Here is a 25,463-nt window from a genome sequence, read left to right on the forward strand (position 1 = left end):
GATATCTAATATTTAGTTGAAGTACATTTTCAATTCATCTTCAAAATAATGTAATGCATTTCGGATAGGTAACGGAATACCTCCTCCGTGTGCACATAATGACCCTTGTTCTAGGGTTGTTAAAAGGTCTGAGAACAATTTTTGATCTATTTTATGACCAGAATGTAACGCTCTGGTCGAAAGTTCATGTCCTCGTTTCGTTCCTAATCTACAAGGGAAGCATTTTCCACAACTTTCATAAGCAGCAAAATCAAAAAGATGTTCAATAAATTTCATCATCGGAAAGCTTACAGGAATACAAATAATAGATGCATGACCAAGTAAAAAACCTTCTTTTGAAAAAGATTCAAAATCTATTGTTAAATCATTAATTTTTGAAACAGGTACCACTCCGCCAAGAGGGCCGCCAATCTGAAGTGCTTTAACTTCGGATTTAAATCCACCCCCCAGTTCATTAATAACAACAGAAAGAGGTGTCCCCATTTCTACTTCATATAGACCAGGTTTGTTAAAAAAACTATCTAAAGAAACCAGTTTCGTTCCCGAAGAACGTTCGGTTCCAATTTGTTTCCAGGCATTTCCTCCATTACTAATGATATAGTGTAAAGCAGCTAGTGTTTCCACATTATTAACTACGGTTGGCTTATTAAATAAGCCTTTTTGAGCAGGATAGGGGGGACGAACACGAACTTCTGGCCGTTGCCCTTCTATCGAGTTAATAAGCGCGGTTTCTTCTCCGCAAATGTATGACCCTTGTGCTTGTATAATTTTGAAATCAAAGCTAAACCCGCTATCATAAATATTATCACCTATTAATCCTTCATTTCGAAGATCATCAATAGCATCTTGTACAATTTTTACGGCTTCAGGATATTCTGCACGTATATACACAATTCCATAATTGGCATGAGTAACATATCCAGAAATAAGCATCCCAAATAATACCGAATGTGGTCTGTGTTCTAGTAAATATCGATCTGAAAAAGCACCTGGATCTCCTTCATCTGCATTGCAAATGATAAATTTTGTAGTGTTTTCTACATTTCTGCAAAACTCTAATTTTAATCCCATTGGGAAACCAGCGCCACCACGACCACGAACATTCGAGGTCTTAATTTCTTCTAATACCGTAGCAGAATCTTTTTGAAGTGCATCTATAAAAGGTTTGTAAAAATCAGCAATAGTAGTGAATGATTGGGTAAGTATTGCTTTTCCACTAGCTTTTACATTATAACTATCTTGATTTAGTTCATTTTGCGAATTGATGATATTATCAAGATTTTGAAACGCATCGCCAGAATAATTTTTTCCGTTATAATGAAACGCATTGTTTTCATGACACCTCCCCAGACAAGTCATATGCCCGATTTCGTCTTCTTTAAAATGCTCTTTAAGTGAATTGCTTACAGTATTTTGCGTGCCAGCACAAACACATGCGGTTCCATTACATACATATGCTTTTTTGCCTTTGTTTTCAGGTTTTAAAAAATCATAAAAACTAGCTGTACCGTATGTATTAGCTTTTCCAATTAAAAAAGCATCAGCCAATTTGGCTAATTCTTCATCACTTGGTGCCCCTGTAGGTTTTGCCAATTCTCCCATTTTATTGAAGAGGCTTTGATCTACTTTTTTTCTACCTAATAATTCACTTAAATTATCTGACATATGTTCTTTTTAACTTGCTTTTATATCGATGTTTCGAAATTGTTTGGTCGTTTTAACTCGGTAAGGATTAGAATAACAGGTTACTCTATGATTACGGCAAAACGCTAATAATGTGATTCCTAATTCTTTAGAGTAATCTACGGCTAAAGAAGACGGAGCTGAAACGGCTGCTAAAAACGGAATTTTTGCTTTAAAACATTTAACAACAATTTCATAAGAAACACGTCCGCTTACGGTAATTATTTTTGCTTGATCTAATTTGCTCATTAAAATTAGTTTACCAATAACTTTGTCTACGGCATTATGACGACCAATATCTTCCATCGAGCATAGTAATTCTCCTGTAATAGTAAATGCTGCAGCAGCATGTGCACCACCAGATTGATTGAAATTATGCTGTAAGGCACTCATTTTTGTAAATAATTGATGAATAAGATCAACATCAATTATTTCGGTATCATCAATGGTTTTTCCTAAGAAAGATAAGTCTCCAAGTTCTGTTCGCCCACAAATACCACAAGAAGAGACAGATAATAAACTTCTGCTATTAGAATATCCATCACCTAATTCTTCTTCGGGGATGGTGAGATTTACCACAGTTACAATACCATCATCGTTTTCTTTTTTTAAAACGATATCGGGAAGAAAATTTATATTTTTGATGATATCTTCAGAATGAAGCATGCCACGAATTAGGCTAATATCTTCTCCCGGAGTCCTCATAGACACCGTAAAAGGTTTGTCGTTGATATTTATTTGCAATGCTTCTTCAATAGTAAGTGAATCTAATGTTTTATTCACTGAATCTACTTCATATTTCTTGCCTTCATAATTTCTAATTGCCATAAGAACTATTAATTAATAAAGAGCTATTTACACAAAGTTAATAGAAATAATTGTATTATGTTAAACATTAACTATTATGCAAAAGGGCGTGTTTGTTGCTATTGATTTCTAAAATAGCCCTGTAATATTGCCATCATTATCAATATTTATATTTTCTGATGCCGGATGTGCAGGAAGGCCAGGCATTCTCATCATGTCTCCGGTAATAGGCACTAAAAATCCTGCGCCTGCAGCAATTTCTATTTCTCTAATCGTTATAGTGAAATTTTTAGGACGACCAATTAGCTTTGGATTATCGGATAAAGATTTTTGAGTTTTGGCAATACAAACCGGAAGGTTTTCTAATCCTAATGCTGCAATTGTTTTTAGATTTTTCTTAGCTTTTGCCGTATAATCAACGCGATTTGCACCATATATTTTTGTGGCAATGGTTTCGATTTTGGCAGTTACATCTGTTTCCCAATTGTATAAAGGAGTAAAGTTTGATTCACCCGACTCTACAATCTCTACGACGTGTTTTGCAAGCTCTAAGGCGCCTTTACCTCCTTTGGCCCAAACTTCGGCTAAAGCAACTCTCACGTTATTCCTTTTTGCAAACTCTTGAATAGCCGCAATTTCTTCATCGCTGTCTGATACAAATCGGTTAATTGCAATAACAGGAGTGATTCCAAACTGCTTTACATTTTCTAAGTGCTTTTCAAGGTTTGGTATTCCGTTTTTTAGTGCTTCTACATTAGGATCGGTTAATGATTTTAGATCCGCTCCTCCGTGGTATTTTAATGCTCGTATTGTAGTAGTAATTACAATTGCTTTTGGCGATATTCCTGCACTTTGACATTTTATATCTAAAAATTTCTCTGCACCTAAATCTGCACCAAAACCTGCCTCGGTTACGGTGTAATCAGAAAGCGACATTCCCATTCGCGTAGCAATTACAGAATTGGTGCCTTGTGCTATATTTGCAAAGGGTCCACCATGAATAATCGCGGGATTACCTTCTATAGTTTGCACCAGATTTGGTTTAACAGCATCTTTAAGAAGTGCTGCCATGGCTCCTTCGACTTTTAAATCTTTGGCATAGATTGGTTTTTTATCAAAAGTATAGCCAATAAATATGTTTCCTAATCGTTCTTTTAGATTTTCTAAATCATCAGCAAGGCATAAGATTGCCATTATTTCTGATGCTGCTGTGATATCAAACCCCGTTTCTCTTGGCACACCAGAAGTTGTTCCTCCCAGTCCTACAATAATATGCCGAAGAGCTCTATCGTTCATGTCCATTACCCTTTTCCAGGTAACAGTTCTGGCATCTATTCCCAGTGAATTTGTTTTACTTTGAATATTGTTATCAATAACAGCAGAGAGTAAATTATGTGCTTTTTCAATAGCAGAAAAATCACCTGTAAAATGCAAGTTAATATCTTCCATAGGAAGCACTTGGGAATAACCACCTCCCGTTGCTCCTCCTTTGATCCCAAATACAGGACCTAATGATGGTTCTCTTAAGACTACTGTGGTTTGTTTCCCGAGTTGATTTAAACCTTCAGACAAACCAATAGACATTGTAGTTTTTCCTTCACCAGCAGGTGTTGGAGAAATAGCAGTAACAAGAATTAAGTTACTTTTATTAGCCTTATCTTTATCAATAACAGAATGTGGTAATTTGGCTTTATATTTACCATACATTTCAATATCATCTGAGTTTAATCCCAGTTTTTCGGCAATAGTACTTATGTGTTTAAGTTGTATTTGTTTTGCTATTTCTAAATCATTCATGTGAAAATCATTTTTTTAGGAGTATAATATTAATTAAATTATTTTGATTCTAATATTATACTTGTGAAAAACATTTTCAGATAATGATAATTTATGTTGATTATAATTAAAGATAAGAATGGATTCTGATCCAGAGTTATTTATAAGTATAATTGTTTATATAATGAATGTTCTTTTTTTACTTTACATTCATCCTTTTGATATCAAAGAAACCTGCAATCGCAAAAACAACAAAATATCCTAAACTATACCATGATACTGTAGGAAACCACCAAAAGAGATTAAGATCTGAAGTTTTTTCATCTAATGGATTCATGCTTATCATAGAATAGGAATACGGAAAATAAATAGATTCGGGTGCTCTTGCGGCAATTAGGCCTACAATTACCAATACCATACCAACACCTAAAGGAATGATAAAGTTTTTAAATCGAAAACTTAACCAGAATTGAATAGCCAAAATACCTAGAACAGAAACAAAAGAGCGAAATAGTATTTTTATATGAAATACATATTCTGGAGAAAATTCTGAAAAATTTAATTGTGGACGTATGCTACCTAATACATTTCCATTTAGCAAAATTAAACCATAATACATAGTATATGTAACAAATACAGTAGCAATAACAATACTTAGTTTACCAAAATACACACTCCATTTTGGGATTGGTAAAGCAAACAAATGTTTAATAGCTGTAGCTTTATGTTCAACTTGAATAATTAAACTTGTAATAAGGACAATAAATAAAGGAACCAGAGCAGGAAGGCTATTTGCAATTTGTTCATTTGCGAATTTATTCCAGGGGTTAACTCCTTCAGCAGGAATCAGTTTTTCCCACTTAACTATATAAACTATAAAAAATAATAAAGGAATTAATAATGCACAAATAGCCGTTAACCATAAAGCAAACGTATGCTTTAATTTTAATGTTTCGTTTCTTAAGCTTTTGAAATAAAATGTAGTAGTTGTCATTTGAATTAATTTTCGGTGAGATTAAGAAACAATTCTTCTAGGTTATTTTTAATTGTTACCTGGTAAATACCAATATTGTTTTTTCGCAGTGAGTCTACCAATACAGGGATTTGGGATTTTTCTTTTACAGAAACCATAAGGAGGTGTTCTTCGTGCGCTATTTTTTTTGTTTCGAATCCCATTTTAATCAGTTGATCATATGTACGATATTTGTCATCTGTTTCAAGTTCGATTTGTAATCGGTCTGATTGTGATGCAGTTAATGCCTTAACAGTATCTTGAAAAAGCATTTTTCCTTCTCGAATAATCCCAACATGGGTACATGTTTTTTCAATTTCACTTAATAAATGGCTTGAGATAAAAATGGTGATACCCTCTTTGTTTAGTTTTTTTATTAATTCTCTCATTTCGATGATTCCCTTTGGGTCCAATCCATTTGTTGGCTCATCTAATATCAATAACTCTGGTTTTGAAAGCAGGGCTATTGCCAATCCCAGGCGTTGTTTCATTCCCAAAGAAAAAGTTTTGACCTTTTTGTTTTTTACGTGCAAAAGATTGACCGTTTCTAAAACTTCATCTATTCGATCTTTATTAATGTTTGCCCGATATGTAGAGGCAATACGCAAATTTTGTTTTGCACTTAAATGGTTGTAAAGAGAAGGGTTTTCTATTAATGCACCGATTTTTGATAAGGTATCAATTCTGTGATCTGCAAAAGGTTTTTCAAAAACCTTAACATTTCCTGAGTTTTTATTGAGTAAACCTAAGAGAAGTCTTATGGTAGTTGTTTTTCCCGAACCATTTGGACCTAAAAAACCATATATACTTCCTTTAGGGACTTCTAAATCTAAACTATCAATATCTTTTTTGGATTTCGAATAGGAGAAGTTAAGCTTTTCTGTTTTAACTATTAATTGACTCATCATCTATACATTTCCCTGAAGACGAATCAATAAGTAAGTTGTTACACTTGTCGTAATCCCTTCAGAGAAATGTATAATTTTATGAGTAATATCAATTTATTCTTTTGATTTTCTCGTAGCAATCTCAATAAACAAAACTATTTCTTGTTTTTTGGTTACTTTTTCGATCACCTGATAAAGTTTGATTGCTTTATCATAGTCCTTATTTCTTTCATATAACCAACTCAAAAAGAACATACTTGGAATATGATTGGGATCCATTTTTAAGCACTCCTGATAATCAATTTTTGCATTTTTCAATTCGTTATTAGCGAAATACAAATTTGCTCTTTCCCAAAGTAATTCAGTTGTTTTATTTTTTGAAATAAGAGTAGTGATAGAATCTACTTTTGATTGACTATATTTCTTTTTCATAGCGAGAATAGATTGTTCTCTTAAGTTTTCAAAGAAAAGAAAATAGGCATCACATTTTTGAATCAAACTCTGTTGCATTTCAAAAAATATTTTTTTACCTATGATTTCGCCTTGCTTATACTCAGAAATAGAAGAATTTTTGTCAATGAGTTTATCCAATTCATTTCTATAATTACCAATATTTTGGGTAAAACAGTTTTCTAGTGTATTGATCCCTTTTTTATTATTTTCTGTAAAACATTTACAAACATCATTGCTAAGTTTTTCCTTATACTCTTGCCCATAGATAGAAATAGTAATAAAGAATAGGGATACAATAGAGAGAAAATTATTCATATTTTGTTTTTAATACATTTAAACTGTTTTCCTTTTGAAATGGTATACTATTACAAATTACAGTTATACCTTTTGTTTAGCCGATTTTTGCTTTTTTCGTAGTTTGAAGTTTAAAAATTCAACCAATAAGGAGAATGCTATTGTAAAATAAAGATATCCTTTTGGTATGGTACCCACTTCGCTTTCGAATATCTGAAGATGTGCTAAATGTGCAGCTTCTGCGATAAGCATAAATCCGATAAGGATTAAAAACGAAAGCCCTAATATCTGAATTGATGGGTGTTTGTTTACAAAACGTCCTACAGGAGTTGCAAATATCATCATAATTAAAACAGATACTACTACAGCAATAATCATTATTATTAAAGCATCATTAGGATTATCACTTAATCCGTTTGTCATTCCAACCGCAGTAAGGATAGAATCAAAAGAAAAGACAACATTAATTAAAGTAATCTGTACAATCGCATTAGAAAGAGAAGAAGAACTTTTAGCTTTTATTTCTTTTTCTTCTTCACCTTTTTCATCGACTTTTTCATGAATTTCATGCACACTTTTATACAGCAGAAACATCCCACCTGCAAATAGGATTAAAGCCTGACCGCTAATACCGGCTTCTATCCAGGGAAGATTGATATGCCAAAAAGGAGCTTCCATAGCAACTAATAGTGATATACCAAATAATAAAACGACACGCATAAGCATAGCCAACAGTAGTCCGATATTAGTCGCTTTTTTTTGTTGTTGGTCTGGTAATTTGCTAGAAGCCAGTGAGATAAATATGATATTATCGATACCTAGAACAATTTCTAAAAATGTAAGCGTTAATAGGGCGACCCAGGCATCTGCAGATGTAAAAATTTCGAACATTATTTTATTTTTTTTGCGGTTCCACGTTGTTTGTTATTAGAATCTACTAATCCGTATTCAAAAGTGTAGATGTTTTTATCCGTAGTTAAGATTTTCATGTGTATAGCTTTTTTCTCTGCCATATTTTTTGGAGACAATTTTTGTACAATATACTCGCAGTCATTAATCCATCGAATACTGGCCGTGTCCACCTTACCTCTGAAAAAATCAATTTCTATAGAATCATTACGGATAAAAGTGGTTGTAACTAATTCGCCATCTAGAAAAGTTTCGAATTCAAAAGTTCCTGTATGAAAATCTACACAGTTGCGTTCTTGTTGGTAGCAACTACTTATAAGTAGTGTAGAGAAAAATAGTAAAGCAAATTGCTTCATAATTGTTATAAATGAAAAACGAAAATAATTCTATTTCCAGAAAGTTAATAGAAAGGAAGAAAAAAGTTGTTAAGATTTTTTCATGTGATATGAACTAAAGGTACCATCGGTATAAAAAATAACAATTCTATCTATTTTGTTTTCGGTAGAAATTACTTGAGAAATTTTTTCTAGAGGAGGAGTATTTGGGGCAACCGTTTTTTCTTCTAGTGATGACTGCGAAAATAAATCTTGTTTAGAAACTGTAATTGGAGGAGGTGTAGATTGAGAAATAGTAGAAGTGTCTGGCAAAGGATTTTTTTTCTCTACAGGTACATTCTCAGATTTAGGAAATGTTCCTTTTCCATATAACAACCATTGTAAATCTACATCAGTATATGCATCAACAATTTTCATTACAAAATCAAGACTAGGTTTGTTTCGTCCGCTAAGAATATGAGAAATAGAAGAACGACCTACACCCATGTAATCTGCAAAGGATGAGGCAGATACAGCATGATAATCCATTATTTTTTGGATTCTTTTACCAAAATCTTTATTGTTTACCATTGTAAACGAGTTTAAGAGTAAATATTGGTTACAAAGGTAAACAAATTTGTTGAAAACACTGGTTTACAATTGTAAACTGAGGATTATTGGTGTTAAACTTTTAATTTACATTAACATGATTAAATATCTGATTAATAATATATTGATATTGTGAATATGTGATAAATGTTTTTTTTGTTAATAACTAAAATACATTTGGAAACACGGTAAGTAGTAGTGTTTAATAATGTAAACAAATAAGTATATTTGTTATGTTTACAAATGTAAATAAAGTATTGTTACACTTGTAAACATCACTCCAGTTTACAAGTGTAAATATTAATCTGATTTGTTATGAATCTTCAGTAAACTATAGTAATTTCGTAGTCTTATAAAACAAATTAATGAACACACATACGTTGCAAAATTGGTTCAATACCTATAAAGAAGTTTCCTTATTTGGGCGTTATATTACCCCGGATCATATTTCTCCTTTACTAGATCTTTTATCTTTAAAAACCGAAATTGAACAGATAGGACTTTCTGAAGATAATGAGCCTATACATCTTATTAAACTAGGTAACGGATCTAAAAAGCTTTTGTTTTGGTCGCAAATGCATGGTAACGAAAGCACAACTACAAAGGCTGTATTTGACCTATTAAACTTCGTTACAGACGTTTCAAATGACTTGGCAAAAACCATTTTAAAAGAGTGTACAATATATATAATACCTATTTTAAGTCCTGACGGAGCAAAGGCGTATACCAGGCTTAATTTTAACCAGGTAGATCTTAATAGAGATGCACAACAAAAAACTCAAAAGGAGAGTATAGTATTTGGTAAATTAATAGAACGTATTCGACCGGATTTTGCCTTTAATCTTCATGGGCAACGTACTATTTTTAGTGCAGGAGAAACTAAACATCCTGCTACTGTGTCTTTTTTATCTCCTGCAAGTGATTTAGAACGATCGATAACTCCAGGCCGTAAAATAGCTATGGAAATCATTGCTAAAATGAATACGGTACTCCAACAATTTATTCCGAATCAGGTAGGGCGGTATGATGATGGTTTTAATTTAAATTGTGTGGGAGATACTTTGGCAAATATGGGGGTGCCTACAATATTATTTGAAGCCGGGCACTATTCAAATGATTATGATCGGGAAATAACACGAGAATATATATTTTATTCTCTTATAACTTCAATAGAATATATAGCAACTACTCAAATTACAGGAGATAGGTATAAAGATTATTTTTCAATACCAGAAAACGGAAAATGCTTTTATGATATTATTATAAGAGATGTGATGTTAAAGGAGAAAAACGTAGATATAGCAGTTCAATACAGTGAAGAACTAGTCAAAAATAGTGTGAAATTTATACCAAAAATTGTTAAAATTGGCAATCTTCAAAAATTTTACGGTCATAGAGAAATTATTGGCAAAAAAAGGACAATATATAACGAAAACGTTACAGTAGAGATAGTTCCAGAGGCTAAGCTGTTAAAATTTCACCTAAACTCTGAATTATTCTTAATAGAATCAACAAAAAGTTAAAATAAAATGTATGGAAACTGTATTTTTCTGCTAAATTTGCAATGTAAATAATCGGGAAAAATAATAAAAAAACAATATGGCAAAGTTTAAATTAGACGAAGTTGACCACCAAATTCTGGACATGCTGATCGAGAATACTCGTACACCATTTACAGATATCGCAAAAAAATTGTTGATTTCTGCAGGTACAGTACACGTGCGAGTTAAAAAAATGGAAGAAGCAGGTATTATTGAAGGATCTTCATTAACATTAGACTATAAGAAATTGGGATATTCATTTATAGCATATGTTGGGATTTATCTTCAAAATACTTCGCAAACCAAATTCGTCTTAGAAAGGATTAATGAAATACCATTTGTAACGGTTGCTCACATAACAACAGGAAAGTTTAATATTTTCTGTAAAGTAAGAGCTAAAGACACGAATCATGCTAAGGAGATTATTTTTAAACTAGATGATATTGATGGCGTATATCGTACCGAAACTATGATTTCATTAGAAGAAAGTATTAATGATAAGAAACGATTAATGCATTCTATTTTTCAGGATTTATAAAGGGAATAACTAAACAAATTATAGAATAAGCCCTTTAAGAAAACCTTAAAGGGCTTATTTTATTAGTTAAAACCCTTTTATTAACTATATATGGCGAGATGTTCTAAACAAATTTCTCTGCTATATCATTAACAAGAATACATATTAACCATAAACAAGTACCACCACACCAATGGCTAGAAAACCAAAAATTGAACGTTTTAATGAAAACGTTCTTGCTAAGTACCAGATATACAATAGTATATTTATAACACTACCTTTTGATACTATAAGTAACACAGGGGTTTTATTACCACTTTTTAAAGAAGTATGCGAAAAAGGCTATGATCAACACAAAAATCCTACAGAAATTGTAGAAGACTTTTTTTTATTATACCAGGATAAACCTACTTCAAAAGAAAAGCATGATTTACTATTTAGGTTTATTCAGTATATCGAACGTCAAGTTGTATTGTTTGATGCAATAGAAGATGCTGCTTTTCCTGTAGTAAACAATATGGATGGCCGAGGGACTTTAAGAAGTATTAAAGAAGAAGCTCAGGCAAAAGGTAAATTAGAAGAGTTAAAAGATTATCTAAGAAGATTTAAAATTCGACCTACCTTAACAGCTCACCCTACACAATTTTATCCGGGAACAGTACTTGGGATTATTCATGATTTGGACGCAGCAATTCGTAATAATGATTCACCTAGAATAAAAAAGCTACTAGCTCAACTAGGTAAAACAGCCTTTTTTAAGAAAGAAAAACCAACACCTTATGATGAAGCGGTAAGCTTGATTTGGTATTTAGAAAACGTATTTTACCATTCTGCAGGAACGATATATAATTATATCCAGCAAAATATATTTGAAGGCGAAGATCTCGAAAACGACTTAATTAATTTAGGATTCTGGCCTGGAGGAGATAGAGACGGAAACCCATTTGTAACCACAGAGATTACTTTAAAAGTAGCAAAACGATTACGAAAAACAATTTTGATTAATTATTATCGAGATATTCGGGTATTAAAGCGAAGAATTACTTTTGGGAACCTTCAGGATAAAATAGCGGTTTTAGAAAATGCATTATATGATAACTTTTATTATGCAAAAACTGCAGAACCATTATCGATAGAAACATTAATGAATGGATTGCTCGAGATTAGAGAAGAATTAATAAAAGAGCATCAATCTTTGTTTTTAGAAGACCTGCAAGATCTAATTAATAAAGTTAAAATTTTTGGTTTTCACTTTGGGACACTTGATGTTCGACAAGATTCAAGAGTTCATCATAAAGTGCTTACAGAAGTTGTACAAAAGACGAATGAGTTGGGGCTAGATATTTTTCCTAAACAGTATGAATCTCTTTCTGAAAAGGAACAGGTTAATGCGCTTTCAACTATTAAAGGAAAATTAGATCCTTCTGTTTTTGATGATGATATAACAAGAGCAACAATAGAATCTATTTATGCAATAAAAACTATACAGCAAAATAATGGAGAACGAGCAGCTAATCGTTATATCATTAGCAATAATGGAAGCGAGCTTAATATAGTAGAAACATTTGCGTTAATAAGGCTTTGTGATTGGGAATTTCCTACGGTAGATGTAATTCCTCTTTTTGAAACAGTGCCAGATTTACAGGTTGCACACCAGGTGATGGAGTCTTTATATAATAATCCAGAATATATGGAGCACTTAAAACGCCGTGGAATGAAACAAACTATTATGCTTGGTTTTTCTGATGGAACCAAGGATGGAGGGTACCTTATGGCGAATTGGGGAATCTTTAAAGCGAAAGAAGCATTAACTGAAGTCTCTAGAAAATATAATGTAAAAGTGATATTCTTTGATGGTAGAGGCGGACCACCAGCGAGAGGAGGAGGAAATACAAATCAATTTTATGCATCTCTTGGACCTACAATCGAAGACGAAGAAATTCAATTAACTGTTCAAGGGCAGACGATTAGTTCTAATTTTGGTACACTGGATTCTTGTCAGTATAATTTAGAACAACTATTAGGAGCCGGAGTAGAAAATGAATTAACAAGTAACGAGGGTAACCTTTTCTCTGCAGAGAATAAGCAGACTATGCAAGAGCTTGCAGATATAAGTTATCAAACTTATGTTGATTTTAAAAATCATCCTAAATTCCTTCCGTATCTGGAGCACATGAGTACGTTAAAGTATTATGGGAAAGCAAATATTGGTAGCCGACCTTCTAAGAGAAGTAAAAGTGCAACTTTAGATTTTGGGGATTTAAGAGCTATACCTTTTGTTGGAAGTTGGAGCCAGTTAAAACAGAATGTCCCTGGTTTTTATGGAGTAGGAACCGCTCTAAAAGTATTTGAAGAAAAAGGAGAATTTGATAAAGTAATGTCGTTGTATAGGGATTCGCCATTTTTTAGAGCGCTGATCGGTAATAGTATGATGAGTCTTACCAAATCCTTTTTCGAATTAACTTCTTACATGAAAGAAGATGAGGAATATGGTGCATTTTGGGATATCATTCATGACGAATACTTGTTAACCAAACGATTGTTATTTAAGTTAACAGGATACTCTGAGTTAATGCAAAACGAACCTGCAGGAAAAGCATCTATCGATATTAGAGAAAATATCGTATTGCCTCTGCTTACAATACAGCAATATGCATTGAAGAAAATTCAGGATTTAAATAAAAATAAAGATGCAGATCTAGAAGATATTGCAATTTATGAGAAGATGGTAACTCGTTCTTTGTTTGGAAATATTAATGCAAGCCGTAATTCGGCATAATTTTTTAATAAAGTACTGTTAAGGATATTATATTATGAAGCTGGAATGATTAAATTCCGGCTTCATTTTTTAGCCTATATTATAATAATGTGGGTTTATGTACTATTTTAAATAAATTGAAATTTAATTAACACCTAATATACTATGATAGCACAGTTAAAAGAAGGAGAGTTTGATCCGTATTATGGGACATATATTTCTAAAGCAGGATCGTCTGATATTGTAAAAGGATTGCAGAGCAGTCAAATAGAATTTGTGGATTTTGTGCAATCTATTCCAAAAGAAAAGCTTACCCACGCTTATGCAGAAGGTAAATGGACTATAGCAGAGGTGTTACAACATATAATTGATGCCGAGCGTATTTTTGCATATAGAGCTTTGCGTTTTGCAAGGAATGATAAAACACCAATCATAGGATTCGAACAGGATGATTATGTGCCATATTCAAATGCAAATAATTATAGTAAAGAAGAATTGGTCTCAGATTTTCAATCTGCAAGAAATAACTCTATTTCTTTGTTTAAAAGTTTTACCGACGAAATGTTGATCAGAATAGGAGAGGCATGCGGTAGTCCTATGAGTTCAAGAGCTGCAGGATATATATTAATAGGACATCAAAACCACCATTTTGAGGTTATAAAAGAAAGATATTTATAAGTATGACAAAAGAAGAAGTTGCCCAGAATTACCTTTCGTTTTTAGAAAAAAATGAAGTAGATAAAGTTGTTAGTTTATTTGCCGATGACGGAATTGTTGAATCTCCATTGTACGGAACAATGCCAGCTAGTAAGTTTTATAAAGCTTTGGCAGAGGATACCACTACTTCAAAATTGAAGTTTGATGGTTTGTTTTTTGAAAAAGATTCAGATAGAGTTTCATTACTTTTCGATTTTGATTGGGAATTAAAAGACGGAAAAAGGGTTGTGTTTAAAGTAGTAGATATCATAGTGCTAAATTCTGAAAATAAGATTCAAAAACTAACTATTATTTATGACACTGTTCATAGCAGATCAGCAATAGAAGAGTTAAAAAAGTAGTTAGATGGATTTATAATAAATTGATCAGGGTTTTCGGATCTAGCTCGTGTCCTCCCGGATGAGTTCTAAATTCAATCTGGGGTAATATCTCTTGTACCCGTACTTTCTCGGCTTCAACTTTTTCTATTTCAAAAAATGGATCTTTTTCTCCCAGAATATGAGTGATTTTTGTCTGATCGGTAAGAAAAGTAAAATCTTCTCTGGACAATTCTTTAGGAAAACCACCAGATATCATAACCAGGGCATCACAATGTATTTTACGACTGGCAACCCATCTACTGGCAATACTTACTCCTTGAGAGTACCCTAAAACAATTAACTTGGCATGCTCAGGAAGCTTTTCAGATGTTAGTATTGCATCTACATATCGTAATACATTTTTGGTTTCTGCCGGTGTATTTTCTTTGGTTAACCAGCTAGAGCCAACTCTTCTGTAGTTATCACCTTTGTAATATTTTGAAGGAGCCTGCGGAGCAATAAAATAATTATCTTCTTTATTAAGACTTTCGAATAACCGAATAAAATAGCGACTCAAATATCCAATGCCATGAAAAACTAACCAAACATTTTTAGTATTCGGGTGTAAATTGTTAAGTGTAGAATAGGTGTTTGTTGCAGTATAGGAAATTTCTTTTTCGATAGCATTCATATGATATATGATAATAGATCTTTTGTATTTAATTAAGATGAAACCAATCGTCGATAATGGGCCACAAGATATCTCGATTTTTTGTTCTAAAAAAATCAAAATGACCAATAGTTTTTAGGTTAAAATCACTTGGTTTTAGATGTTTTCTAGTCACCTTGGCATTTTTATATACACGTTCACCCAAAATGTCTACTGATTTTTTAGGAGCAAATAAGTCATCATCAATGCTTAATAAAAGCATAGGCTCTTTGATTTCCTTATAATATGTGCTAGTGTCTTTTTGAGTAAAATATAACATCGAATCGGGATGTAATAAAAAAATAGCCCAATCTTTTGCTGCTTTGGTAGTTAAGGGGGTTCCTAATCCAAACCAACCAGAAGGGTAGTAGTCTAAAAGCGATGTGGTAAGCGGTACAAAAAACTTAAAATTAAGATAGATGAGTATTCTCATTTTTAAAGTGAAGTGCTTGTAGAATCCAAATTGCGAAGCTACAGTAAAGTATTTGTCATAATATTGATATGCATCACTAAAACCTACACTATTGCCACCATAACTATGGCCGATCATATATTGTTCGTTTTCAGGGAATTCTTCTTTTGCATGTTTAGAAACAGTTTTAAAATCCTGTGCCCAGAATAAAAAGCCATGTTCTTTTAACGATTGAATGCTTTGAGAAAGAGAATCTCCGATTCCGCGATAGTCAAAAGTAAATACATTACATCCCTTGGCAGCGAGGTATTTGGCAAGAGGAAAATAAATTTTTTGAGGAACTGCCACCGCAGGAGCAAAAACTATTGTTTTGTGATTAGGAGATTTAGGAACAAACTCATGAACCGAAATAGGGTAGCCGTCAGAAGAACGAATAGTGTATGATTCCATATGTTATAGATTTAATATTGCCGTTTCTGTTCTTTTCATAGCGTTGTTAATGTATTTTGGGTCATCATAAATTTGCGTTAATAAGATACCTCCTTCAATATCCTGAACCATTTGCTCTGCCAGTAGTAATGCTTTTTCGGTTGAGTGATGTACTTCAAGCAGTTGTTGTAAGCCTAAAATGAAATCTTTAAAAAATGATTGTATTTCTTTTTTATATGTGGGGTCGAGGTGAATGGTTTCTAATGCAGTATTTGCCATAATACAACCACCATCTGAAGCTCTGAATAATTTGTCTAGAAGTAGCTTCATTTTTAACACTTTTTCGTTAAGGGATAAAGCATTACTTTCAATAATCTTAAATAAGTTATAATTAAAATAACTGTGAACAGTTGCTAGAACTTCTCTAATTAGATCTTCTTTATTACTGAAATAATAATAAAAATGAGATTTCTGTATGCCACAGGCTTTAGAGAGCTCACTCATACTACTGTTTTGCACACCGCGTGATCGCAGAATGGGGATTACCTTTTTTAGAACTTCTTCTTTTGATGTTTTTACTTTTGGCATTTTATTGAACGTTCGTTAAAATAATAATCAAATATAGTTAGAATTATTAAATAGCATTGTATATTTTTGGTTTAAATTATAAAGCTTATGAATTTGACACAGACAGAAGTGCTGGAACAATGCGCTAAGATGTGTAAAAACACTTTAATGGAAACTTTAGAGATTTCTTTCTGTGAAGTTGGTAAAGATTATCTGGTTGCTAAAATGCCAGTGACTCCAAGAGTACATCAGCCAGATGGTGTTTTACATGGGGGAGCTATGGTAGCGCTGGCCGAGAGTGTGGGTAGTGCTGCATCATTTATTTTTCTTAATGCCAAAGATTTTTATATAAGAGGAATAGAGATTTCTGCAAATCATGTAAAGAGTGTTAAGCAAGGGTATGTGTTTGCAAAAGCAGAAATATTACATCAGGGTCGTACTACTCAGTTATGGGATATAAAGATAAAGGATGAAGAAGGTAACTTGATTTCGATAGTTAAGTTAACCACTATTGCGCTTCCTAAAACTAAATAGTATGGACATAGGAGATGTTTATGCTAAAATTAAAGAGCAGTTAGACCAAAACTTACCTTTTGTAGTATATAGGAAAGCTGATTCTATGATACTACATGCTGTTTTTCAAGAAAATAATAAGGTATATGAAGTAGAAGATTATACTGATTCGGGATTTGTTTTTGCTCCTTTTGATAATACTCATAAAGCCGTTATTATTCCTTCGGGAAAAAGTAATTATTGCACTGCTACCATTTTATCACAAACCGTAAATAGTGAAAAAAGAACTTCGGGAATAATAGATAATACACTTTTAGAAGATCTTGAAGCTCAAAAAAAACATATAGAGCTTGTAGAAAAAGGGATTGAAACAATACAATCAGGCCGTTTTAAAAAAGTAGTGTTGTCGAGAAAAGAAGAGGTTTCGATACCAGATTCTTTTAGTAGTTTACACACATTTAAAAACCTAATAGATTATTATCCAAAAGCCTTTGTGTATCTATGGTATCACCCAAAAATTGGTACATGGATGGGAGCGACTCCAGAAACCTTGATTCGGATAAAAAATGATAATTTTTTTACTATGGCTCTGGCCGGTACCCAACCCTATATAGATACTATAGATGTCGATTGGGGAGCTAAAGAATTAGTAGAGCAGGAAATGGTTACTTCTTTTGTTACGAATAAATTATCTTCAGTTATTAAGGATATACAACGTTCTAAAACGTATACACATAAAGCTGGTACACTTTTGCATTTGCGTACCGATATTAGCGGGGTTTTGGATAATGAAAACTCAAGGATTGAAAAAATAATTGAAGCATTGCATCCCACTCCAGCGGTTTGTGGGCTTCCTAAAGATGAAGCTAAATCTTTTATTCTAGCTACAGAAAGGTATAATCGTAAGTATTATACAGGTTTTCTGGGAGAACTCAATATGAATAAAGATGGTGTAATTAAATCAAACTTGTTTGTGAATCTTCGTTGTATGGAGTTGAGTAATGGTAAAGCTATTATTTATGTAGGAGGAGGAATTACAAAAGATTCTGATCCAGAGAAAGAATGGGAGGAAACTGTGAAGAAAACAGAGACAATGAAAAGAGTTTTGTTGTAATCAGGGTTAAATTATTTAAAATTCTGGTGTAAATTAGTTCGATATTGTAATTTAGCGATTCGAATGAAGAAACGCTTATATTCAAAAATTCCTTTAGCACAATCTATTGTTACCTTATGCGAAGCAAAAGGAATTACTCATATTGTTATTTCGCCTGGCTCTCGTAATGCACCACTAATAATTGGTTTTAGTGAACATCCCGATATGCAATGTTATAGTATCGTAGATGAACGATGTGCGGCATTTTTTGCATTAGGTATTGCACAACAAATCCAAAAACCGGTTGCTTTGGTCTGTTCTTCGGGAAGTGCGTTGTTAAACTATTACCCCGCAATTTCTGAAGCATTTTATAGTGATATACCGCTAGTGGTCCTAAGTGCAGATCGTCCTATTGAAAGAATTGATATTGGAGACGGACAAACGATTCGTCAAAAAAATGTATTTGAAAATCATATTTTGTATTCGGCTAATTTGTATTCTGAAGTTGTTGCAGAAACAAAAATTGATGATCCCAAAGTACGCCAAAAACACCATGAAGCTCAAAAACATAATGAAAGAGAAATCAATCTGGCGCTAAATAAAGCAATAGAACAAAAAGGACCAGTACATATTAATGTGCCTTTTTATGAGCCTTTATACGATAAACTAGAGCACCCTACCATTGTTTCCAGAAATATCCCAGTAGAAAAGCCACATCATCAGTTTTCTGAAGACTTACAATCAGAAATGCGCGAAGAGTGGAGCCTGGCAAAACGTAAAATGGTATTGATAGGTGTTAATTCACCAGGAACAGTTGAGCAAAAATGGATAGAATACTTTGCCGATGATCCTTCGGTTCTGGTGTTAACAGAGACAACATCTAATATTCATCATGCGTCCCATATTAATTGTATTGATCAATTAATTTCTACTTTGAACGAAAATGAATTTAAGGCATTACAACCCGATATTCTTTTAACTATAGGAGGTATGGTTGTTTCTAAGCGTATCAAAGCATTTTTGAGACAATACCAACCAAAATCACACTGGCATATTGATTCAAAAAAAGCATTTGATACCTATTTCTGTCTTACAGAACATATAAAATTACAACCCAATGTATTTTTCTCGCGTTTTTTTCAAGAAATAAAGAGCGTGGATAGTACCTATAAGTCTTCTTGGGTATCTATAAGAGATCATCGTAGATTGAGACATGCGGCATATCTTGATAAAATCGCTTTTACCGATCTTAAAGCGTTTGAAGTTATTTTTAATAGTATTACAGATGGGCAAATGATACAGCTAAGTAATAGCTCTACTGTTCGTTATGCACAACTATTTACATTAAACCCAACTTTTCAGGTGTTCTGTAATAGAGGAACAAGTGGTATCGACGGAAGTACATCTACTGCCATTGGTGCAGCTCTGGCTTCAGGATTACCTACAACTTTGATAACGGGAGATCTAAGCTTCTTTTATGATAGTAATGGGTTGTGGAATGATTATATTCCTTCGAATTTCAAAATTATTGTTATTAATAATGAAGGAGGAGGGATATTCAGGATTTTACCCGGAAAAGAGGAAAGTGCTAATTTTAAAACATATTTTGAAACAACACATCATCTTACAGCAATGCATTTATGTAAGATGTTTGGTTTTGAATACCATACTGCGCATACGTTTGAAGAATTAGTTCGTGAATCTAAAAAAGTGTACGAAAATGATCATATGCCTCAACTCCTTGAAGTTTTTACACCTCGAAAAGAAAATGATAGTACTTTGATCGATTATTTTAAGCATTTTGTCTAATTTCTTTGTTTTAATATACTTTGCAGATGAATTATTAATGAATAATTCATCTATATTTGATCTGGAAAAAAAAGTGAACTAAAAACCTAAAAACACATTTATCCTATGAGTAAAAGAGATGAATTAATCACAAAATACGCCGCAGATATCAAAGATAAAATTGGTCAAACTCCAGATATGGATCTTTTAACCAAAGTAACTATTGGATGTGGTCCTTCAATATACAATGCAGATGCTGCTACTGTATCTGGTTCTGATCAAAGTGAATTAGATACCGTAAAGAAAAACTTTTTAATTAATAAACTAGGTCTTGCTGATGGACCAAAGTTAGATGAAGCTATTGCTTCTGTAATTGAAGCATATGGTAAATCAAACCGTAATAAATATAGAGCGGTTGTTTATTATCTTTTAACAAAACATTTCGGAAAAGAATCTGTTTACAAATAATAGATTGTTTTTATAATTTTAGAATAACATAAGATTTGTAATCTTGTTGGTCTAGAGTTATACTTCCTTGTGTCAGTTGTTTCTGTAGCAAGTTATTAAACCTTCAATAGTTATTTTCGAATTTTAAAATTTACGGTAAATAATTATTGAAGGTTTTCTTATGGACAAATAAGTGTTATAGATCTAGACGCTAAAACTTTTACATTTTTGAAACTTCTTCTCTTATCGCATTTACGAGAAAATCTACATCTTGTTTTGGTCGTGCTGCAATTCTAAAGTGTTGCTTAGTAGAGCCCATTTTATTTTCACAATTTCTAATAAAACAAGATTTGTTTTTTAGTAGCCTATTTCTTAATTCTTCTCCGTTAATTTGTGAGTCTAATCTAGCAAATACGAAATTAGAATTTGTAGGAAAAACTTTAAAAAAATCTAATTCACTAAAACGATCTGTTAAATATATTGTGTCGTGAATTACTTTAACTCTGCTTTCATCATATGCTAATTTTTCTTTTTGTATAAGCATCAATAGCATTTCTGATATTCCATTAATATTCCAATATGGAAGGTGTTTTTTAAGCTTGTTAATATTATTTTCATTACTAATAGCATATCCCATTCTAAGCCCATGTAAACCAACATTTTTTCCTAAACTTTTGATAACCCAGGCATTAGAGAACAAATGAACATCATTTTTTATTGTTGGTGGAGTTTTAGAAGAGAAATCAATAAAAGATTCATCGATGATAATATTGTCTAAATGATCTAATTTCCTTAATATAAATAATAGTTCAGCTCTTGAGAAAATAGAGCCTGTTGGATTGTTTGGGTTGCAAATAACTGCGTTTTTTGCTCCAGATTTTAGTACAGCTTCTACAAATTTTTTCGAAGAGAGTAACTGATTGTTGCTGTCACAATATTGTATAGTGTGTAGTTTTACTCCTAAGTTTATAGGCTCTTCTATCCATCTGCCAAAAGAAGGTACAGGAACAAATAGACTATCTTTTATAAATAGTGAATTAAGCCAAGAAATAATTTCGGTTGATCCATTTCCGGCAATAATTCTTTTAGGATTTTCAATATCAGAGAAGCTTGCAATATATTCTGTGATAAGGTTGTTGGAACTAGGATAGTATTTTAAAGCACTTGGTATTTTTTTGTATAGATCATCCATTAATGATCTTGAAGGGAAGTAAGTGTTTACAGGAATACAAAAGTCTTTCAATCCGTTTATTTTTTCAAAATTATTGGTTAGACTAGCATAAGAAGGATTGTGAGTTGTTTGATTAAATAAGCTAATGTCAATGTGCTTATTGTTGTTTTTTGATTCAGGGAATTGAGTTTTAAAAGTCATCTTTTTTGATTTATGTTTGTTTTATATTAACAACAATGTAATTTCTGTAAACCCTATTTTTTATTTATTGTGTTAATTTGATTTTTTTTTATGTTAGATGACCTATTATTCTTTTGTAGATTAATTTTCTTGATGCTCTACATTACATTAATCAGGTTAAAAAATTATCTTTGCGCAAAAAAATAGAGACATGCTTAAGCTTGGGGAATACAATATGTTAGAGATTGTTAGAGAAAGAGATCAGGGGATTTACCTTTGTGACGAAGAAGGGGATGAGGTTTTATTGCCTAATAAGTATGTGCCAGAACAATTTCAGATACGAGATGTTTTAAAGGTGTTTGTATATTTAGATAGCTCAGAACGTATTGTTGCTACTACCTTAGAGCCTTTTGCAACTGTAAAATCTTTTGCCTATCTAAAATGTACAAACGTATCAGAAATTGGCGCTTTTCTGGATTGGGGGTTAGAAAAAGATCTTTTTGTTCCGTTTCGAGAGCAATCTTCAAAAATGAGAGTAGGTAGCTGGTATCTTGTTTATGTATACCTCGATGAAGAAACCAATCGACTTGTTGCATCAAGTAAGACTAACGCTTTTTTAGATAATTCTTTGGTTTTACTATCGTCATATGATAAGGTTGATCTTATTGCTTCCCATCCTTCACCACACGGATGGAACATGATTGTAAATCAAAAACATTTAGGACTGGTATATAGCGATGAGATTTTTCAAAAAATTACACCAGGAGATCAGCTTAAAGGATTTGTGAAAAAAGTTCGCCCTGATGGTAAAATAGACCTTACATTGCAACGACATGGATTTAGAGGAATAGAACCAAATGCAGAGCTGATTTTAAAAGAGTTGAAATCTAGTGGCGGTTTTATTGATCTGAATGATAAATCGGATCCAGAAGATATTAAAGAAATGTTTCAATTAAGTAAGAAAAGTTTTAAAAAAGCTATAGGATCGTTATATAAAGACAGAAAAATTATCATCGAAAAAGAAGGAATACGCCTGGTAGAGTAAACCAAAAATACAATCCACAGTTATAATTAAAGGGAAAGTTAATTTTTATTTATTTTATTTGGATTAAATCTAAATAAAAGGTATTTTAGCGGCCGTTAATTATGGAATTAATTTTTTCTTCAACATACTACGCCTCTTATCAATCATCTACAGAGCGATGTTATTATATCGATTTTGGCCATAAAATGGTTAAAATTTCTTTCTGTCAATTGCTTAGTCTAAGATACAAGGCAAAACAAATGTCTACATTTGATTATATAAATAATTTACTTAATCATAATGACACTGTATTGTTATCATTATGCGATAAAGAACATTTAATTTTATTAGATACATTAATGGTGTTGGATTTTGTAGATCTTATGAAAGGAACATTTGCTATGATAGAGCTAAATGCTATGTTGGTAGCATGATATTTTGATGTTAGATTTAGACTTACTATAAATTGAGTATCGATTAAGTTTTACATCTGGATTTTCTATACTTTTATTAAAAATATTGAAAAATGGAAAATCTAACACGACAGGAAATAAGCATTAATCTAGAAGTAATGGATATGCTTAATCAGCAAATCGAGAAAGAACAAAAAGCCTCGTCATTATATCTGGCAATGGCTTCATGGTGTGATCAGAAAACGCTTGTGAATAGTGCTTCTTTTTTTTATAAACAAGCAGAGGAGGAAAGAGAGCATATGATGAAAATTTTTAAATTCATTAATGATACGGGTGGATCGGCTTACTCTCCTAATGTCTCTAATATTACTCATGAATTTTCTTCACTTCGGGAAATTTTTGAAATGGCTCTTAATCATGAGATATCTATCACACAATCTATATACAAAATTGTTGCAAAATGCAGACAGGTAAATGATTTTGGTTCAGAAAACTTTTTGATGTGGTTTGTAGAAGAGCAGCTAGAGGAAGAAGAAACTATCAAAGATATTTTAGATATGTTTGATTTATCAGGAGATATGCCACTTCAATTCATCGACGAAAGAATTCCTGTTGGTAAATAACCTTATAAAAGATTTTAAATCAAAATAAATATTGGGGCTTCAGATTCTTTTCGGGATGATAAATTAATATGCTAAACCTGTAATAGGGCAGAAAGCACCACTATACAAACTAGCATCTTTATAAGCTGTGTTTTTTATACCTCCTCTATTGGTATTGGGGGTATAACCGTTACCATATACCCTAAAACCAGATGTTTTGGGCTGTGGGATTGCAACATTATATTTTGATGAAATATCTTTATATTTTGGAGTATCAATATACATTGTATAGCTTTTTTTAAAAGCTTGTTGTCTTAAATCCACCGTCAAATCTACTTCCTGTAATTGATAATTTTGAGCTTTAGCCTCTTTTTTATGCATTACCAGTGGAGCACTTAGTTGTTCCCATTCTATAGCTATAGCTATTGTTTGTATTGCATCCTCTTGTCCATATGATAAAAAGCTGATGCTTCCGATAAGTAGTACTAAAAAAACTTTCATAATGGTAAATATATTATCAATTCAGAATAAAACTATCAAAAACTATACTAAAATCTATTTTTTATTTAAAATAAAATTAAAAATTAGGGGATTTACCCTGTAATTGATGCTGTGAGATATAGTATATTGTAGTATTTTTGAGGATACAAAAAAACATATTAATGAGTTCAATAGATTGGAAAACTGTAAAAGAATACGAAGATATTACCTATAAAAAATCTGGAGGTGTTGCTAGAATAGCATTTAACAGGCCAAATGTGCGTAATGCTTTTAGGCCAAATACAACAAGCGAACTTTATGATGCCTTTTATGATGCGCAAGAAGATACATCTATTGGTGTAGTTTTACTTTCTGCAGAAGGACCTTCAACAAAGGATGGTGTATATAGTTTTTGTAGTGGAGGAGATCAAAAATCTAGAGGTCACCAGGGATATGTGGGTGATGACGGTAGACACAGATTAAATATCTTAGAAGTACAAAGGCTTATTAGATTCATGCCAAAAGTTGTTATTGCAGTTGTGCCAGGATGGGCCGTAGGAGGAGGGCATAGCCTTCATGTAGTTTGTGATCTTACTCTGGCAAGTAAAGAACATGCTATTTTTAAACAAACCGATGCAGATGTTACAAGTTTTGATGGAGGATACGGCTCTGCATATCTGGCAAAGATGGTAGGACAAAAAAAAGCACGTGAAATTTTCTTTTTAGGAAGAAATTACTCGGCACAAGATGCTTATGAAATGGGAATGGTAAATGCAGTGATTCCTCATGATGACCTTGAAGATACGGCATATGAATGGGCACAAGAAATACTTGAGAAATCACCAACATCTATCAAAATGTTAAAATTTGCAATGAATCTTACAGATGATGGTATGGTAGGACAACAGGTATTTGCAGGAGAAGCAACACGACTGGCATATATGACAGACGAAGCCAAGGAAGGAAGAGATGCGTTTCTTGAAAAGAGAAAACCAGATTTTAAAAACATTAAATGGATGCCTTAGTTTTGTAATTATCGATCTTTCCTAAAATAAGAAT

27 protein-coding genes are annotated in these 25,463 nt (G+C 32.5%); 13 read left to right on the forward strand and 14 right to left on the reverse strand.

Annotated elements, in window-relative coordinates; all coding sequences use genetic code 11:
- Positions 1–12 precede the first annotated feature (12 nt).
- The 9 genes from ATO12_RS01095 to ATO12_RS01135 all read right to left on the reverse strand — a co-directional run bounded on the left by ATO12_RS01095 (position 13) and on the right by ATO12_RS01135 (position 8,726).
- On the reverse strand, positions 13–1,665 hold the full coding sequence (locus ATO12_RS01095) for an NADH-ubiquinone oxidoreductase-F iron-sulfur binding region domain-containing protein (RefSeq protein ID WP_034237868.1): 1,653 nt from the start codon (positions 1,663–1,665) through the stop codon (positions 13–15).
- A gap of 9 nt (positions 1,666–1,674) precedes the next feature.
- Positions 1,675–2,511, reverse strand: a complete 837-nt coding sequence (fdhD, locus tag ATO12_RS01100) for a formate dehydrogenase accessory sulfurtransferase FdhD (protein WP_034237870.1) — start codon at positions 2,509–2,511, stop codon at positions 1,675–1,677.
- Positions 2,512–2,619: 108 nt separating this feature from the next.
- Positions 2,620–4,287, reverse strand: coding sequence for a formate--tetrahydrofolate ligase (locus ATO12_RS01105; RefSeq protein WP_034237871.1), 1,668 nt, complete (start codon positions 4,285–4,287; stop codon positions 2,620–2,622).
- A gap of 178 nt (positions 4,288–4,465) precedes the next feature.
- Complete coding sequence (locus tag ATO12_RS01110) at positions 4,466–5,260, reverse strand: ABC transporter permease (RefSeq protein WP_034237874.1); 795 nt, start codon at positions 5,258–5,260, stop codon at positions 4,466–4,468.
- Positions 5,261–5,265: 5 nt separating this feature from the next.
- The gene (locus ATO12_RS01115) at positions 5,266–6,183 is read right to left on the reverse strand and encodes an ABC transporter ATP-binding protein (protein WP_034237875.1); all 918 of its coding nucleotides are present in this window, start codon (positions 6,181–6,183) and stop codon (positions 5,266–5,268) included.
- A 96-nt stretch (positions 6,184–6,279) separates the two neighbouring features.
- Positions 6,280–6,933: a tetratricopeptide repeat protein gene (locus ATO12_RS01120; protein ID WP_034237877.1), complete on the reverse strand. Its 654-nt coding sequence runs from the start codon at positions 6,931–6,933 to the stop codon at positions 6,280–6,282.
- Positions 6,934–6,996: 63 nt separating this feature from the next.
- A complete protein-coding gene (locus ATO12_RS01125) occupies positions 6,997–7,803 on the reverse strand; it encodes a TerC family protein (protein ID WP_034237879.1) in 807 nt (268 codons plus the stop codon).
- A complete protein-coding gene (locus tag ATO12_RS01130) occupies positions 7,803–8,177 on the reverse strand; it encodes a hypothetical protein (protein WP_034237880.1) in 375 nt (124 codons plus the stop codon). The genes ATO12_RS01125 and ATO12_RS01130 overlap by 1 nt, the downstream gene beginning before the upstream one ends.
- A gap of 69 nt (positions 8,178–8,246) precedes the next feature.
- Complete coding sequence (locus ATO12_RS01135; RefSeq protein ID WP_034237881.1) at positions 8,247–8,726, reverse strand: helix-turn-helix domain-containing protein; 480 nt, start codon at positions 8,724–8,726, stop codon at positions 8,247–8,249.
- A gap of 383 nt (positions 8,727–9,109) precedes the next feature.
- Here ATO12_RS01135 and ATO12_RS01140 point away from each other — a divergent pair, with 383 nt between their 5' ends.
- The 5 genes from ATO12_RS01140 (at position 9,110) to ATO12_RS01160 (ending at position 14,618) form a co-directional block, all read left to right on the forward strand.
- A complete protein-coding gene (locus ATO12_RS01140; RefSeq protein WP_034237883.1) occupies positions 9,110–10,267 on the forward strand; it encodes a M14 family zinc carboxypeptidase in 1,158 nt (385 codons plus the stop codon).
- Positions 10,268–10,343: 76 nt separating this feature from the next.
- The gene (locus tag ATO12_RS01145; RefSeq protein ID WP_025663656.1) at positions 10,344–10,823 is read left to right on the forward strand and encodes an Lrp/AsnC family transcriptional regulator; all 480 of its coding nucleotides are present in this window, start codon (positions 10,344–10,346) and stop codon (positions 10,821–10,823) included.
- Between the two features lie 172 nt (positions 10,824–10,995).
- A complete protein-coding gene (locus ATO12_RS01150; protein WP_034237885.1) occupies positions 10,996–13,581 on the forward strand; it encodes a phosphoenolpyruvate carboxylase in 2,586 nt (861 codons plus the stop codon).
- A 144-nt stretch (positions 13,582–13,725) separates the two neighbouring features.
- Positions 13,726–14,238, forward strand: a complete 513-nt coding sequence (locus ATO12_RS01155; protein ID WP_034237887.1) for a DinB family protein — start codon at positions 13,726–13,728, stop codon at positions 14,236–14,238.
- 2 nt (positions 14,239–14,240) lie between these two features.
- A complete protein-coding gene (locus ATO12_RS01160) occupies positions 14,241–14,618 on the forward strand; it encodes a nuclear transport factor 2 family protein (RefSeq protein ID WP_034237888.1) in 378 nt (125 codons plus the stop codon).
- 10 nt (positions 14,619–14,628) lie between these two features.
- Here ATO12_RS01160 and ATO12_RS01165 read toward each other — a convergent pair whose 3' ends face one another.
- From ATO12_RS01165 to ATO12_RS01175, 3 genes are read right to left on the reverse strand one after another with little or no spacing between them, the layout of a single operon-like run.
- Complete coding sequence (locus ATO12_RS01165; protein ID WP_034237890.1) at positions 14,629–15,267, reverse strand: alpha/beta hydrolase; 639 nt, start codon at positions 15,265–15,267, stop codon at positions 14,629–14,631.
- Between the two features lie 28 nt (positions 15,268–15,295).
- Positions 15,296–16,147, reverse strand: a complete 852-nt coding sequence (locus ATO12_RS01170) for an alpha/beta hydrolase family protein (protein ID WP_034237891.1) — start codon at positions 16,145–16,147, stop codon at positions 15,296–15,298.
- A gap of 3 nt (positions 16,148–16,150) precedes the next feature.
- Entirely contained in the window at positions 16,151–16,714 is a 564-nt protein-coding gene (locus ATO12_RS01175; protein ID WP_034237894.1) for a TetR/AcrR family transcriptional regulator, read from the reverse strand.
- Between the two features lie 87 nt (positions 16,715–16,801).
- Here ATO12_RS01175 and ATO12_RS01180 point away from each other — a divergent pair, with 87 nt between their 5' ends.
- From ATO12_RS01180 to ATO12_RS01195, 4 genes are all read left to right on the forward strand, one after another.
- Positions 16,802–17,227, forward strand: coding sequence for a PaaI family thioesterase (locus tag ATO12_RS01180; RefSeq protein ID WP_034237897.1), 426 nt, complete (start codon positions 16,802–16,804; stop codon positions 17,225–17,227).
- Position 17,228: 1 nt separating this feature from the next.
- Positions 17,229–18,320, forward strand: a complete 1,092-nt coding sequence (locus ATO12_RS01185; protein WP_034237900.1) for a chorismate-binding protein — start codon at positions 17,229–17,231, stop codon at positions 18,318–18,320.
- Between the two features lie 63 nt (positions 18,321–18,383).
- Positions 18,384–20,108, forward strand: coding sequence for a 2-succinyl-5-enolpyruvyl-6-hydroxy-3-cyclohexene-1-carboxylic-acid synthase (gene menD, locus ATO12_RS01190; RefSeq protein WP_034237905.1), 1,725 nt, complete (start codon positions 18,384–18,386; stop codon positions 20,106–20,108).
- 105 nt (positions 20,109–20,213) lie between these two features.
- A complete protein-coding gene (locus tag ATO12_RS01195; RefSeq protein ID WP_034237908.1) occupies positions 20,214–20,555 on the forward strand; it encodes a DUF2853 family protein in 342 nt (113 codons plus the stop codon).
- 199 nt (positions 20,556–20,754) lie between these two features.
- On the opposite strand, the gene ATO12_RS01200 is transcribed toward ATO12_RS01195, so the two are convergent.
- Positions 20,755–21,906 carry a pyridoxal phosphate-dependent aminotransferase gene (locus ATO12_RS01200; protein ID WP_034237910.1) on the reverse strand — a complete coding sequence of 384 codons (1,152 nt, stop codon included), beginning with the start codon at positions 21,904–21,906 and terminating at the stop codon, positions 20,755–20,757.
- Positions 21,907–22,096: 190 nt separating this feature from the next.
- On the opposite strand from ATO12_RS01200, the gene ATO12_RS01205 reads away from it, so the two are divergent.
- The 3 genes from ATO12_RS01205 to ATO12_RS01215 all read left to right on the forward strand — a co-directional run bounded on the left by ATO12_RS01205 (position 22,097) and on the right by ATO12_RS01215 (position 23,945).
- Complete coding sequence (locus tag ATO12_RS01205) at positions 22,097–22,930, forward strand: CvfB family protein (RefSeq protein ID WP_034237913.1); 834 nt, start codon at positions 22,097–22,099, stop codon at positions 22,928–22,930.
- A 101-nt stretch (positions 22,931–23,031) separates the two neighbouring features.
- A complete protein-coding gene (locus ATO12_RS01210) occupies positions 23,032–23,343 on the forward strand; it encodes a hypothetical protein (protein WP_034237916.1) in 312 nt (103 codons plus the stop codon).
- A gap of 92 nt (positions 23,344–23,435) precedes the next feature.
- Positions 23,436–23,945, forward strand: coding sequence for a ferritin (locus tag ATO12_RS01215; protein ID WP_034237919.1), 510 nt, complete (start codon positions 23,436–23,438; stop codon positions 23,943–23,945).
- A gap of 63 nt (positions 23,946–24,008) precedes the next feature.
- On the opposite strand, the gene ATO12_RS01220 is transcribed toward ATO12_RS01215, so the two are convergent.
- Positions 24,009–24,425, reverse strand: a complete 417-nt coding sequence (locus tag ATO12_RS01220; protein ID WP_034237920.1) for a hypothetical protein — start codon at positions 24,423–24,425, stop codon at positions 24,009–24,011.
- A gap of 161 nt (positions 24,426–24,586) precedes the next feature.
- Here ATO12_RS01220 and ATO12_RS01225 point away from each other — a divergent pair, with 161 nt between their 5' ends.
- On the forward strand, positions 24,587–25,429 hold the full coding sequence (locus tag ATO12_RS01225; RefSeq protein WP_205625217.1) for a 1,4-dihydroxy-2-naphthoyl-CoA synthase: 843 nt from the start codon (positions 24,587–24,589) through the stop codon (positions 25,427–25,429).
- Positions 25,430–25,463: the final 34 nt, after the last annotated feature.

Source organism: Aquimarina atlantica, assembly GCF_000626715.1.
Taxonomy (GTDB): Bacteria; Bacteroidota; Bacteroidia; order Flavobacteriales; family Flavobacteriaceae; genus Aquimarina; species Aquimarina atlantica.

Bases quoted from the DNA above. Each gene is read 5' to 3' on its own strand.
- ATO12_RS01095 (WP_034237868.1), bottom strand. From the start codon at position 1,665: ATGTCAGATAATTTAAGTGAATTATTAGGTAGAAAAAAAGTAGATCAA.
- fdhD (WP_034237870.1), bottom strand. From the start codon at position 2,511: ATGGCAATTAGAAATTATGAAGGCAAGAAATATGAAGTAGATTCAGTG.
- ATO12_RS01105 (WP_034237871.1), bottom strand. From the start codon at position 4,287: ATGAATGATTTAGAAATAGCAAAACAAATACAACTTAAACACATAAGT.
- ATO12_RS01110 (WP_034237874.1), bottom strand. From the start codon at position 5,260: ATGACAACTACTACATTTTATTTCAAAAGCTTAAGAAACGAAACATTA.
- ATO12_RS01115 (WP_034237875.1), bottom strand. From the start codon at position 6,183: ATGAGTCAATTAATAGTTAAAACAGAAAAGCTTAACTTCTCCTATTCG.
- ATO12_RS01120 (WP_034237877.1), bottom strand. From the start codon at position 6,933: ATGAATAATTTTCTCTCTATTGTATCCCTATTCTTTATTACTATTTCT.
- ATO12_RS01125 (WP_034237879.1), bottom strand. From the start codon at position 7,803: ATGTTCGAAATTTTTACATCTGCAGATGCCTGGGTCGCCCTATTAACG.
- ATO12_RS01130 (WP_034237880.1), bottom strand. From the start codon at position 8,177: ATGAAGCAATTTGCTTTACTATTTTTCTCTACACTACTTATAAGTAGT.
- ATO12_RS01135 (WP_034237881.1), bottom strand. From the start codon at position 8,726: ATGGTAAACAATAAAGATTTTGGTAAAAGAATCCAAAAAATAATGGAT.
- ATO12_RS01140 (WP_034237883.1), top strand. From the start codon at position 9,110: ATGAACACACATACGTTGCAAAATTGGTTCAATACCTATAAAGAAGTT.
- ATO12_RS01145 (WP_025663656.1), top strand. From the start codon at position 10,344: ATGGCAAAGTTTAAATTAGACGAAGTTGACCACCAAATTCTGGACATG.
- ATO12_RS01150 (WP_034237885.1), top strand. From the start codon at position 10,996: ATGGCTAGAAAACCAAAAATTGAACGTTTTAATGAAAACGTTCTTGCT.
- ATO12_RS01155 (WP_034237887.1), top strand. From the start codon at position 13,726: ATGATAGCACAGTTAAAAGAAGGAGAGTTTGATCCGTATTATGGGACA.
- ATO12_RS01160 (WP_034237888.1), top strand. From the start codon at position 14,241: ATGACAAAAGAAGAAGTTGCCCAGAATTACCTTTCGTTTTTAGAAAAA.
- ATO12_RS01165 (WP_034237890.1), bottom strand. From the start codon at position 15,267: ATGAATGCTATCGAAAAAGAAATTTCCTATACTGCAACAAACACCTAT.
- ATO12_RS01170 (WP_034237891.1), bottom strand. From the start codon at position 16,147: ATGGAATCATACACTATTCGTTCTTCTGACGGCTACCCTATTTCGGTT.
- ATO12_RS01175 (WP_034237894.1), bottom strand. From the start codon at position 16,714: ATGCCAAAAGTAAAAACATCAAAAGAAGAAGTTCTAAAAAAGGTAATC.
- ATO12_RS01180 (WP_034237897.1), top strand. From the start codon at position 16,802: ATGAATTTGACACAGACAGAAGTGCTGGAACAATGCGCTAAGATGTGT.
- ATO12_RS01185 (WP_034237900.1), top strand. From the start codon at position 17,229: ATGGACATAGGAGATGTTTATGCTAAAATTAAAGAGCAGTTAGACCAA.
- menD (WP_034237905.1), top strand. From the start codon at position 18,384: ATGAAGAAACGCTTATATTCAAAAATTCCTTTAGCACAATCTATTGTT.
- ATO12_RS01195 (WP_034237908.1), top strand. From the start codon at position 20,214: ATGAGTAAAAGAGATGAATTAATCACAAAATACGCCGCAGATATCAAA.
- ATO12_RS01200 (WP_034237910.1), bottom strand. From the start codon at position 21,906: ATGACTTTTAAAACTCAATTCCCTGAATCAAAAAACAACAATAAGCAC.
- ATO12_RS01205 (WP_034237913.1), top strand. From the start codon at position 22,097: ATGCTTAAGCTTGGGGAATACAATATGTTAGAGATTGTTAGAGAAAGA.
- ATO12_RS01210 (WP_034237916.1), top strand. From the start codon at position 23,032: ATGGAATTAATTTTTTCTTCAACATACTACGCCTCTTATCAATCATCT.
- ATO12_RS01215 (WP_034237919.1), top strand. From the start codon at position 23,436: ATGGAAAATCTAACACGACAGGAAATAAGCATTAATCTAGAAGTAATG.
- ATO12_RS01220 (WP_034237920.1), bottom strand. From the start codon at position 24,425: ATGAAAGTTTTTTTAGTACTACTTATCGGAAGCATCAGCTTTTTATCA.
- ATO12_RS01225 (WP_205625217.1), top strand. From the start codon at position 24,587: ATGAGTTCAATAGATTGGAAAACTGTAAAAGAATACGAAGATATTACC.